14 protein-coding genes and 1 pseudogene are annotated in these 10,986 nt (G+C 66.3%); 5 read left to right on the top strand and 10 right to left on the bottom strand.

What is annotated here, in order from left to right; all coding sequences use genetic code 11:
• Window positions 1-408 precede the first annotated feature (408 nt).
• On the bottom strand, window positions 409-1,716 hold the full coding sequence (locus tag LH400_RS24640) for an Nramp family divalent metal transporter (RefSeq protein WP_229156123.1): 1,308 nt from the start codon (window positions 1,714-1,716) through the stop codon (window positions 409-411).
• Between LH400_RS24640 and LH400_RS24635 the strand changes: the two genes are divergently transcribed.
• A complete protein-coding gene (locus LH400_RS24635) occupies window positions 1,649-1,885 on the top strand; it encodes a hypothetical protein (RefSeq protein WP_229156124.1) in 237 nt (78 codons plus the stop codon). The genes LH400_RS24640 and LH400_RS24635 overlap by 68 nt on opposite strands.
• A gap of 146 nt (window positions 1,886-2,031) precedes the next feature.
• Window positions 2,032-2,460, top strand: coding sequence for a Fur family transcriptional regulator (locus tag LH400_RS24630; protein WP_229156122.1), 429 nt, complete (start codon window positions 2,032-2,034; stop codon window positions 2,458-2,460).
• 91 nt (window positions 2,461-2,551) lie between these two features.
• Here the strand turns inward: LH400_RS24630 and LH400_RS24625 are convergent, their stop codons facing one another.
• Window positions 2,552-2,986 carry an OsmC family protein gene (locus tag LH400_RS24625; protein ID WP_229156120.1) on the bottom strand — a complete coding sequence of 145 codons (435 nt, stop codon included), beginning with the start codon at window positions 2,984-2,986 and terminating at the stop codon, window positions 2,552-2,554.
• A 249-nt stretch (window positions 2,987-3,235) separates the two neighbouring features.
• On the opposite strand from LH400_RS24625, the gene LH400_RS24620 reads away from it, so the two are divergent.
• The 3 genes from LH400_RS24620 to LH400_RS24610 all read left to right on the top strand — a co-directional run bounded on the left by LH400_RS24620 (window position 3,236) and on the right by LH400_RS24610 (window position 5,733).
• Window positions 3,236-4,192: a tyrosine recombinase XerC gene (locus LH400_RS24620; protein ID WP_229156119.1), complete on the top strand. Its 957-nt coding sequence runs from the start codon at window positions 3,236-3,238 to the stop codon at window positions 4,190-4,192.
• Window positions 4,193-4,283: 91 nt separating this feature from the next.
• Window positions 4,284-5,351: a TraB/GumN family protein gene (locus LH400_RS24615; protein WP_229156118.1), complete on the top strand. Its 1,068-nt coding sequence runs from the start codon at window positions 4,284-4,286 to the stop codon at window positions 5,349-5,351.
• Between the two features lie 169 nt (window positions 5,352-5,520).
• Window positions 5,521-5,733: a hypothetical protein gene (locus tag LH400_RS24610; RefSeq protein ID WP_229156117.1), complete on the top strand. Its 213-nt coding sequence runs from the start codon at window positions 5,521-5,523 to the stop codon at window positions 5,731-5,733.
• Between the two features lie 256 nt (window positions 5,734-5,989).
• Here the strand turns inward: LH400_RS24610 and lpdA are convergent, their stop codons facing one another.
• The 8 genes and pseudogenes from lpdA to LH400_RS24575 form a co-directional block, all read right to left on the bottom strand.
• Window positions 5,990-7,399 carry a dihydrolipoyl dehydrogenase gene (lpdA, locus tag LH400_RS24605; RefSeq protein WP_229156116.1) on the bottom strand — a complete coding sequence of 470 codons (1,410 nt, stop codon included), beginning with the start codon at window positions 7,397-7,399 and terminating at the stop codon, window positions 5,990-5,992.
• Window positions 7,400-7,443: 44 nt separating this feature from the next.
• Complete coding sequence (locus LH400_RS24600; RefSeq protein WP_229156115.1) at window positions 7,444-7,869, bottom strand: MAPEG family protein; 426 nt, start codon at window positions 7,867-7,869, stop codon at window positions 7,444-7,446.
• A 168-nt stretch (window positions 7,870-8,037) separates the two neighbouring features.
• Window positions 8,038-8,361 carry a DUF4241 domain-containing protein gene (locus tag LH400_RS26145; RefSeq protein WP_370638478.1) on the bottom strand — a complete coding sequence of 108 codons (324 nt, stop codon included), beginning with the start codon at window positions 8,359-8,361 and terminating at the stop codon, window positions 8,038-8,040.
• A gap of 41 nt (window positions 8,362-8,402) precedes the next feature.
• A pseudogene (locus LH400_RS26455) lies at window positions 8,403-8,597 on the bottom strand (DUF4241 domain-containing protein); the annotation flags it as partial.
• A gap of 135 nt (window positions 8,598-8,732) precedes the next feature.
• Window positions 8,733-9,242: a hypothetical protein gene (locus LH400_RS24590; RefSeq protein WP_229156114.1), complete on the bottom strand. Its 510-nt coding sequence runs from the start codon at window positions 9,240-9,242 to the stop codon at window positions 8,733-8,735.
• A 253-nt stretch (window positions 9,243-9,495) separates the two neighbouring features.
• A complete protein-coding gene (locus LH400_RS24585) occupies window positions 9,496-10,254 on the bottom strand; it encodes an SDR family oxidoreductase (RefSeq protein ID WP_229156113.1) in 759 nt (252 codons plus the stop codon).
• 32 nt (window positions 10,255-10,286) lie between these two features.
• Complete coding sequence (locus tag LH400_RS24580) at window positions 10,287-10,601, bottom strand: pentapeptide repeat-containing protein (RefSeq protein ID WP_229156112.1); 315 nt, start codon at window positions 10,599-10,601, stop codon at window positions 10,287-10,289.
• Window positions 10,602-10,643: 42 nt separating this feature from the next.
• Entirely contained in the window at window positions 10,644-10,985 is a 342-nt protein-coding gene (locus LH400_RS24575; protein ID WP_229156111.1) for a hypothetical protein, read from the bottom strand.
• Window position 10,986 lies beyond the last annotated feature (1 nt).

Raw genomic sequence — 10,986 nt, 5'->3', positions numbered from 1 at the left:
TTTCTTCTCAATACCAACAATGTCAAAAAACACGCCGAAATCCTTCGGCGGTGGGTTCATCGCGACTTCCGTCGAAACCACCCTTTTTTTGAAGACCCTGCCGTTTCCGGCGAACTCTTCTGAAACTCGTTGGCGGGGCTAACTCCAGAGCGAACCGAAGGGCTCGCCGGCGGCGCCCTCGCCGTCGATGAGTGGCTTATAGGCCCTGACCGTTTTCCAAGTCAACAGCCTTTTTTCGAAAAAGCGACGAGGCCCGATTTTTTCTCCAAAGGCCCGAAAGCCCTGCGCTGTAGGCTTCCGCCGCGTCACGGCCCTGTCATGGGGCGCTCCGGGCCGTGTTTGCGCCGCGGCTCGTGCACGCCGCTTCCCGGGCGCAATCCCGTCCCCTCGATGCTCGAAGCGAGGGGTTCAGGCGCTGCCCGTCAGGATGAAGTCGTAGACGAGCTTGGCGTTGAGCCCGATGATCAGGAGCGAGATCGCGACCGCCAGAACCAGCATCCAAGCGGGGGCCCGGAAGCTCCCCATCTTGCGCCGATCGGCCGAGAACTGGACCAGCGGCACCACCGCGAAGGGCAGTTGCAGCGACAGGACGACCTGGCTCAGCACCAGAAGCTCGGCCGCGCCCTTCTCCCCATAGAGCACGATGATCACCGCGGCCGGAATGATGGCCAGGCCGCGCGTCACCAGCCGGCGCGCGACCAGCGGCATGCGCAGCCGCAGGAATCCCTGCATGACGATCTGCCCGGCCATTGTGGCGGTGACCGTCGAGGAAAGGCCCGAGGCGAGCAGCGCGACGGCGAAGAGAATCGGGGCGATCGCCGCGCCGAGCAGCGGTTCGAGCAGCGCATGCGCATCGGTCAGATCCTCGATCGGCCCGGTGCCGTTCGTGTGGAAGGCCGCGGCCGCCAGAATCAGGATCGACGCGTTGACGAGAAGGGCGAATCCGAGCGCGATCGTCGAATCGAGTGTGGCGAACTGGATCGCCTGCCGCCGTCCCGGCTCGTCCTCGTTATAGGCCCGCGTGTGCAGGATGCCGGTGTGAAGGTAGAGATTGTGGGGCATCACCGTCGCGCCGAGAATGCCGAGGGCGAGGTAGAGCATGCGCTCGTTCGTCACGATCTCCGGGGTCGGCAGGAAGCCTTCGAGGACCGCCGCGACCGAGGGCTGCGCCAGAATCAGCTCGCCGACGAAGCAGATCGCGATGACCAGGATCATCGCGGCGACGAAGGCCTCGACCCAGCGAAAGCCCCGCTGCTGCAGGTAGAGAATCAAGAGGACGTCGAGCGCGGTGATGACGACGCCGTAGACGAGCGGAATGCCGAACAGGAGCTGCAGGCCGATCGCGGTGCCGATGACCTCGGCAAGGTCGGTGGCGATGATCGCGAGTTCGGCGAGCACCCAGAGGCCGAAGGAGGCCGGCCGCGGATAGGAGTCGCGGCAGGCCTGGGCGAGGTCGCGGCCGGTGGCGATGGCGAGCCGCGCACACAATGCCTGCAGCAGGATCGCCATCAGCGAGGATAGCAGCACCGCGGTGAGCAGCGTGTAGCCGAACTCCGAGCCGCCGGCGATCGAGGTCGCCCAATTGCCGGGGTCCATATAGCCGACCGCGACCAGGAATCCCGGCCCGATGAAGGCCGCGAATCGGCGCATGAAGCTGCCGGAGCCGACCGCGATGCTGCGATGGGATTCGGCCAGCGACGGCTCGCCCGCAGGCATTCGGAAGCCGTCGCCCCCCGGTCTGGAAAAGCCCGAATCGTTCACCGAGAACCCCCGTCCGGTCGCATCCATCCGTCTCCTGCTCGAAGGCCCGCTGCGGCCGGAGAAAATCTCCGGTTCGGCCTGCGGATCGAAAGATCTTGGCCGCGCCGCTGATTCGCGAGCGTGATTCGCGCACCCTTTGCCGCTGCGGCGCACCATCCTAGCTACAGATGCAAATCATTTGCAAGAAGCGGATTTGCCGCGTGCTCTTTCCTCCCGCGCCCGAGTGTGCTGATGCAGCCGGGCAAAATCTTTGGCATGATCGCGGGCGACATGAACGAAAGAGACAATCCTCCCGCCCCCGCTTTCGAAACCGTGCTGCGGGCGGCGGGGGTGAGAATCACGCGTCAGCGCCGAACGATTCTCGAGATTCTCGGCGATGGCGGCGATCATCCGGATGCGCTGGAACTGTTCCGCCGCGCCAGCTCCGTCGATGCGACCATCTCGCTGTCCACCGTCTACCGGACGATGAAGCTCCTGGAGGAGAAGGGTGCGATCCAACGCCACACCTTCGAGGGCGGGCCGTCGCGATTCGAACAGGCCGCAGGCCAGCATCACGATCACCTGATCGACGTCGATACCGGCGAAGTCGTGGAGTTCCGCTCCGACCGGATCGAGCGGCTGCAGGAAGAGATCGCGCGCGAGCTCGGCTATGAGATCGTCTCCCACCGCCTGGAGCTTTACGGCCGCAAGCGCGGCTAGAATCGGATCCGCCGCGCGAACGGCTGAGCCAATCCCAGCGATGCGGCGCTGGCGGCGCTCGCTCCTCTGCCGCGCCGCCAGGCCTGCCGAATCAGACGAGTTTCGCCTCCAGCGTCACCGTGATCGTGCCCAGCGCCTTTGAGACGGGGCAGCCGGCCTTGGCCTTCTCCGCAAGCTCGTCGAATTTGGCGGCGGCGATTCCCGGTACCTTGGCTTCGAGGCTGATCGCGCTTTCCTTGATCTCGAAGCCGGCCGAGACCTGCTCGACCGTGACCACCGCCGTCGCCTTCAGCTCTTCGGCCGGTGTGCCGTTCTCGGCGAGGAAGTGCGACAGCTGCATGGCGAAACAGCCGGCATGGGCAGCCGCGAGCAATTCCTCCGGATTGGTCCCGGACTTGCCGCTTTCGTCCTCGAAGCGTGCCTTGAAGGAATAGCCGTGGTCCTGAAGGGCCCCCGACTGCGTGGTGATCTTGCCGGTCCCGTCGCCGAGAGCGCCCTTCCAGATTGCGGTCGCGTGCCGTTTCATGAGATTCTCCGTGCGTGTGAGATGAGCCGTGAAGCGGCGGCAAGGTCCCGGCTCGAGGACCGAGACGGAGCCCGGCAGGCCGCCATGCGCACCAGGAACAAGCACTTCGCCCGGCGGTTCCGGAACGGGCTGTTTACGATCGGTCGGCGACACTTGGCACCGGCTCGGGCGCGCCCTCTCCGCGGTCCCGGATCGGCGCCTGAAAGATTTCCCTCGGGAGGAGACGGGCCCGAACACACGGAGTGTCGAATGACTGACGGCCTTCTCGTCCATGCCAGCCGCGCCGTCCTCGATCACAAGGCGGCCTGGCTTGCCGCGCTCGCCAATGAGCGGGGAGCGAGCGAGCATACGGTCGCGGCCTATGAACGCGACCTTCGCCAATTCCTGACCTTCCTGACCTTCTACCACGCCCGCCCGGCGGAGCTTGCCGATCTCGCCGACGTGAAGACGGCGGATCTGCGCGCCTTTCTCGCCGCGCGTCGGCGCGATGGCGCCGGCGCGAAATCGCTCGGCCGGGGTCTTGCGGGCGTCCGCTCCTTCCTGCGCTATCTCGAACGGCAGGGGCTCGCCTCCTCGGCGGGCGCACGGGCGATGCGGGCTCCCAAGCAGCCGAAATCGCTGCCGCGGCCACTCTCCGTCGCCGATGCCGTCGACGTGACCGAAGAGGCCGGCAGCTTCGCGCTCGAGCCGTGGATCGCGGCGCGCGACGTTGCCGTCTTAACCCTCCTTTACGGCTGCGGCCTGCGCATTTCCGAGGCTCTGACCCTGCCGGGCGACGCCTTGAGCGATCCCGGACAGCGGGCGATGCCGATCACCGGCAAGGGCGGCAAGACACGGGTCGTGCCGCTTCTGCCGGCGGTGCTCGAGGCGGTCGCCGACTATCGCCGTCTCTGCCCCTTTGACCTGTCGCCGCAGGAGCCCTTGTTTCGCGGGGCGCGGGGCGGCCCGCTCCGGGCGCAGATCGTCCAGCGCGGCATGGCGCGGCTGCGCGGCGCGCTCGGCCTGCCGGAATCGGCGACGCCGCATGCCCTCCGCCACTCCTTCGCGACGCATCTTCTGTCGGCGGGCGGCGATCTCCGGACGATCCAGGATCTCCTCGGCCATGCCAGCCTGTCGACCACACAGAATTATACCGCTGTCGATTCGGCCCGGCTGATGGCGGTCTACGAATCGGCGCATCCGCGGGCGCGCCGCCGCCGGGCCTGAGCGCCCGACCGGCTTTTGCGGCACCAGCCGGTTCAGCCTTTGGTCGCTTTTCCCCTTTAGGCTGAGCGTCGAAAAGAAGGAGGCCCGCCCCATGACTGACTGGCCCGACAAGATCGCAGCGCTCCTCTGGCGCATGGCCCTCGCCCTGCCCGGGCTTGTCCTCCTCGCACTTCTGGTCGGGATCGCCGTCGCCAAGGCGGAGACGAAGGGTCCCGCGGATGATTCGTCCTGCCACGGAACCAGCCTCGTCGCGAGCCTTCAGGCAGAGGGCAAGCTAGCGGGCGTCGAGGCGGAGGCGAAGGCGGTGCCGAACGGCGAGGGCAGGCTGTTCCGGATCGAAAGGCCGGGCCTCGCAACGTCCTATCTCTTCGGAACTATGCACCTCACCGATCCGCGGATCCTGGCCCTGCCGACCTCGGTCGAGACGGCCTTCGATAAGGCCGACAGGCTGGTGATTGAGACGGTGGACGTGATGGACGAGAAGAAGGCGATGGCGGCGCTCTTCGCCCATCCCGAGATCCTCAACCTGCCGGCGGGCAAGACGCTTGCCGACTATCTCGATCCCGCGGAGAGGGCCGCGGTGGAGACGGGCCTTGCAGAGCACGGGATTCCGTTCCAGGCGGTCCAGACCCTGCAGCCCTGGTTCACCGCGATGGGCCTGATGCTGCCCGCCTGCGAGACCTCCCGCAAGAAGGAAGGCATGCCGGTTCTCGACACCGAGCTCGGCAAGATGGCGCAGGCCGAAGGCAAGCCGGTCGAAGGGCTGGAGAGCGCCGAGGAGCAGTTGCGCGCGATCGCCTCAATTCCGCTCGACATCCAGGCGGAGAGCCTGGTCGCGATGGTCTCCGTCGCCGACCGGATGCCGGACATTCTGGAGACGATGACGTCGCTCTATCTCGAGGGGCGAATCGGCATGATCCTGCCGGCGATCCAGGCGGCGGTGCCCGAGGGCGGACTGATCGTCGGAGCCGGTGAAGGCTATGGCGCCTTCGAGGAGAAGGTGGTGACCGCGCGGAACTATCGCATGGCCGAACGGCTCGCCCCGTTCCTGAAACAGGGCGGCACCTTCGCCGCCGTGGGCGCGCTGCACCTGCCGGGCGAGAAGGGCCTCGTGGCGCTGCTCCGCGAGGCCGGCTGGACCGTCACCCGGGCGGACTGAGACACGCCGCGCGTCCGCAGGGCTTTGAGTCCGACTGCAACGCGATCATGCAGAGCGGTAAAGAACAAGGCCACGCCATCGTGATTCGCGGCGAACCGTCCGCCGCTGTTCACCCGGCGGAAAGGCGCATAGGCTGAGGCTGTTGAAACCACCGCGGAGTGACAGCCTGATGAAAGCCTTCCTCGCAGTGACGACCAGCCTCGGCCTCCTCGCCGCCGCCTCGACCGGCGCGCTGGCCTGCAGCTTCCACAATGATGTCAGCGCAGAAGCGCCGATGACCCCGATCGTGACCGCCGAGCGGACCAAGGCGGATGCGCCCGTGACGCCGATCAAGCCGGCCACACCGACGGCCGATCAGACGGTCTCGCAGGACAAGGGCTGAGCGCCCTCGCCTTTCGTCCAACGATGCGTGGGGCGGCTTCGGCCGCCCTTTTCGCTTTTCGCGCCCGCTCCGCCTGATCCTCATCCTTGCGACGGATTCTCCTGTCCGGCAATCCGGCCGTAAGCCGGGGCACTTTGCCCAGGAACGAACGCCGCCCATGACGGCATCGGCCCGAAGACCGCTTCCAATCTTCGGGCCGATGCCAGGATGCAGGAGGTGAAGCTTCCCTTGTACGTCCTGCCGGACGTAATGCGCTTCAGATGTGGATCGGCTTGGCGAAGGCAGCGAAAGCCGCCTCGCGCATCGCCTCCGAGAGCGTCGGATGGGCGTGGCTGGTGCGGGCGAGATCCTCGGACGCGCCGCCGAACTCCATCAGGAGCGCGGCTTCCGCGATCATGTCGCCGGCGTCCGCCCCGAGGATGTGACAGCCGAGCACGCGGTCGGTTTTGGCGTCGACGAGGAACTTCACGAAGCCGTCAGTCTGCAGCATGGCGCGGGCGCGCCCATTGGCCATGAAGGGGAACTTGCCGACCTTGTATTCGACGCCGGCCTCTTTCAGCTCCTCCTCGGTCTTGCCGACCGAGGCGACCTCCGGAGACGTATAGACCACCGAGGGAATCGCGTCGTAGTTCACGTGGCCGGCCTGGCCGGCGAGGATTTCGGCGAGTGCGACGCCCTCGTCCTCCGCCTTGTGGGCGAGCATCGCGCCCTTCACGACGTCGCCGATGGCGTAGATCCCGTCGACATTGGTCTTGAAGTGCTGGTCGATCTCGACCCGGCCGCGATTGTCGAGGGAAACGCCTGCCTCTTCGAGCCCGAGTCCTTCCGTATAGGGCTTGCGGCCGGTCGCCACGAGCACGACGTCGGCGTTCAGCGTCTCGGCCTCGCCGCCCTTGGCCGGCTCGAAGGTCACCGCGGCGCCGCCGTCCTTTGCCTCGACCGCCGTCACCTTGGCGCCGAGATGGAATTTCAGGCCCTGCTTGACGAGGAGCTTCTGGAAGGCGGTCGAGACCTCGCCGTCCATCGGGCCGAGCACCTTGTCGAGATATTCGACGACGGTCACCTTGGCGCCGAGCCGCGCCCAGACCGAACCGAGTTCGAGGCCGATGACCCCGCCGCCGACGACGACCATCGCCTCCGGCACCTTGTCGAGCGCGATCGCGTGGTCGGAGGACACGATGGTCTTGTCGTCGAACTTGACGTCGACGCCGGGAATGCCGGCGACGTCGGAGCCGGTGGCGATGCAGATGTTGCGGGCCTGAAGCGTCTCGGTCGAGCCGTCGTCCTTCGTCACCTCGACCTCGCCGGCCGACTTGATCCGACCGGTGCCGATCACGCCGGTGATCTTGTTCTTCTTGAACAGGAAGGCGATGCCGTCGACATTCGACTTCACCGTCTTGTCCTTGTGCGACATCATCGCGGCAAGATCGAGCTTCGGCTCGGCGACGATCCCGAGCTCGGCGAAGGAATGGCCGGCCTCCTCGAACCGCTCGGACGCGTAGAGCAGCGCCTTCGACGGGATGCAGCCGATATTCAGACAGGTGCCGCCATAGGTCTTGCGCTTCTCGACGACCGCGACCTTGAGGCCCAGCTGCGCCGCCTTGATGGCGCAGACATAGCCGCCGGGTCCCGAACCGATAACGACGAGGTCGAAGGGATCAGCCATGAGGAAGAAGTCCTGTCAAATTCGGGACGGACCTCTCCGGCCCGTCAGGTGAGGAGGTCGAAGACCATGAGGATCAGCCCGAGGATCGAGCCGACAAAGACGAGGGTTCGGAGCCAGGGGATACCCGCATAATAGATGGGTGCATAGACCAAACGCGCCAAGAACCAAAGCTCGGCACCCCAGAGCCCGATGCCACCGGTCTGGCCCGAGACGACGAGACCGAGCGTCAGTGCGACGAACAGCGGATAGGTCTCCATGAAGTTCAGCCAAGCCCGCTTGGCGCGCCCGGCAAGCACGCCGGAAAGCTGCGGATTGTCGTCGCGCGGCTTGACGGCCGTCTTGAGCCCGAGGTCCGGGGTCGCCGTCAGGATGTGCACCGCCAGCATGACAAGGGCGAGGACGACGGACCAGCCGAGCAGCCACAGCTCGGTCGGCATGGCCAGGGCGGCAGCAGGTGTTGCGGTGTCCATCTCTTGCGCTCCGGTCCGGGAAGACAGCTGTAGGATGACAGGGTGTCGTTCCCTGAGGAATATGTCAAAACGCAGCGGGACCTCGGCGGACGCGAGGGGAAGCCGCTTCGCCGGACCGCTCTCCGTCCCGCTGCGAAACTCCGGCAACGCCACCGACGGCCGAGAAGGTCAGGGGGCCCGGAACGGTTCGGGAAAGCCCGCCTCCCATTCGAAGCCCCGTTCGACGATGCCGAAACTGGTGATCAGCCGCACCGGCGCACCGGATGAACCGTAGGCCCAATAGCAGGGATAGCTGCCGTCGCCGTCGCCGGTATGGAAGCAGAAGACGTTGAGCTCCGTGCCCTTGAACCGGTGTTCGGCGCCCTCATCGCTCGCAAAGGCGATCTCCAGGAGATTGACGTCATCGTCACCGTCCGGGTCGTAATTCTCTTCGGCGTGGACGAGATAGGGTTGCGCGGCGGCGTCGCAGAAGCAACCGGCCGCCGATTCCACCGAATAGTGGCGTCGTAGATGCTGGTTCCCGCCTTCTGTCCTTCACGAAGTGCCAGGGCAAAGGTGGCGGGCGGCTCGTCGGAGAGCCTGAGTTCGGCGAGCGCCAGGATGAAATAGTCCGAATCGCCGTAGCTGCAGCTCTTCTGGTAGGCGTGGACTGGATAGCGGCCGGGGGGCACGCGTTCGGCGAGCGGAACGAGATCGGCCGTGTAGGCAGTGGGATCGCCGACGAGAATGCGCCCCGTCGGCGGGTCGAAGCATGCCGAGCGCCAGCCTGCGGAGCCCGTGCCGCTTCAGGGTTCCGTCGGATAGCCGGGGATAGCGCAGTACCCGCCACGCATACCCTTCCGGCGGCTCCCGCCCGCGCAGCGTCACCCGAGGCCGCCTTGCGGGCAGTTCCCTTGCGTCTTCTTGAAGGGAGTCGTCGCCGGCTCCAGCTTCGCCTCGACGATCTGCAGCGGGGTAAAGGGCGGCGTCGCCTGGTTGGCCGGCTGGACGAAGCGGGTCTCGTAGCAGCCGGAGAAGACCGTCTTCCTGCCGTTGTTATCGGTCGCCTGGATGACGACGGGAAGCTTGGTGTAGATCGAGCCGGCGGCACCCTCCTCGATCGGCTTGCCGAGCTTTACGCGGACTTTCTTCGTCGTCTCGTAGCCCTTGGCGAAGGTCTCGAAGCTCCCCTGGCCCGCGCCTTCGGCAAAGTAGCCCCAGGCCCGCAGATATTCGTGCCGGTTGACGGCATTGTAGAGCGAGCGCACCAGCGTGACGGCCGTCGAACGGTTGTCGAGATATTTGGCCGGCCCGGCGGCGACGGCCGGCGCGGCGCTCGTTACCAAGCATGCGGCCGACAGAGCCGCGAAGATCGTCTTCGATTCGATCATCATAAGATGAGCCTTCCCCTGATCTGACCGTGAATTGCACCTGGACCACAGAGCGCGCGCCGACGATGAGCGCCAAGGCGGCTTCCCTCCTCGAGCGAGGTCCTCGGGGTCGGGCGGCGAAGCTTGGGCGATCGCGGACACGGTCCCATTCTCCATGGACGAGAGAACGAAACGTAAACATACTCGCCGTCAGATTGCAAGTCCCGGCACGGGCGCGACGGTGGCGTCTGGGTCTAGGGGAAGGATCTGTATCCGGTCACGGCAGGATCGACCTTGCACCGGAAACATCGAGGATCGCACCCGTCGAATAGCTCGCCTCGGGCGACAGGAGCCAGAGGATCGCGCGGGCGACTTCCTCGGCCGTTCCGGCGCGCCGCATCGGCAGGCCGGGACCCATTTCGGCGACCCGGTTCGGCTGGCCGCCGGAGGCGTGGATGTCGGTGTCGATGATCCCCGGCCGGACCGCGCAGACCCTTATCCCCTCCTCGATCACCTCCTTGGCGAGGCCGACGGTGAAGGTGTCGATCGCGCCCTTGGAGGCGGCGTAGTCGACATATTGGCCGGCGCCGCCGAGCTTTGCCGCAACGGAGGAGACGTTGACGATGCCGCCGCCCTTGCCCCCGCGCTTCGTCGACATGCGGCGCACCGCTTCGCGGGCGCAGACGAGGCTGCCGGTGAGGTTGACGCGCAGCATGCGCTCGATCCGCGCGGCACTCATCTCGGCGAGCGGCGCGGCCCCATCCACGATGCCGGCATTGTTGACGAGGGCGGCGAGCGGGCCGAAGCGGTCGCTCGCCTCGAAAAGAGCGAGGATGTCGGCCTCGCTGCCGACGTCGCCCTGAACGGCGATCGCCTTGCCGCCGCCCGCCTCGATCTCGGCGACGACCCGGTCCGCCGCCTCGCGGTTCGAGGCGTAATTCACGACGACGCCGTAGCCTGCCGCAGCACCGAGAATGGCGGTCGCCGCGCCGATGCCGCGCGAGCCGCCGGTGACGATCATGACACGATCGGCCATAGTCTATCCTTCGCCTGCAGGCGCCAAACTCGTCACTCTGCCGCTGCGCGCGTCAGCCGTGCAGGGTCAATGTAATCGGGAAGCCTGGTGGTCTCGTCGACAACGGCGCTCTGGAGCTGGTCCATCGTCGTGTTCTTCGCGCCGGTGAGATCGGCGCCGCGCAGGTCCGCACCACTTAGATCGGCGTGAAGAAAATTCACGCGAGCGAAGATCGTCTTGCGGGCATCGACCCGCTTGAGATTGGCGGAGGTCAGGTTGATGCCGGTGAAATCGAGTGTTCGGAGCACCGCTCCCTCGAAATCGAACTCGTGCGGCGGCCGGCTCGTCTTTCTATCGCTGAGATTCATCTGCCGCCCTCCTTCGCAGGACTTCGGCTATCGTCCGGGCATCTACTGGAGCGCTTCCGCTTTCAAAATCCGCCCCCATCGCGACGAGATGGTTGGATAGCAACTTGAACACCGGCCCCGAAAGATCGGGAAATCCGTGATCTCGCCGAGAATATAGATCGCGGCGAGAGGGACTTCCATCTTCTCGTCGCCAAGCTGGCCGGCGGCGCGGTTGAAGAGCTCCATAACATGAGCGCGGCGTGCGAGCGTCGCCTGGAAGACCGCGGATCCCGCCTGCGTCGTCTCCGGCCCGAGCTTCTTCCAGGCGAGCCAAGCGCCGACGGCGGCGGCGGCCGTCAGCGCGAGATTGTGCGGGATCTCCGAGATGTCGACCAGCGTCTCCATC

This window comes from Jiella soli, assembly GCF_020615385.1.
Lineage (GTDB): Bacteria > Pseudomonadota > Alphaproteobacteria > Rhizobiales > Rhizobiaceae > VKMB-3413.
Note: the sequence above shows the minus strand (reverse complement) of the source record. Positions and strands in the feature narration are given on the sequence as shown.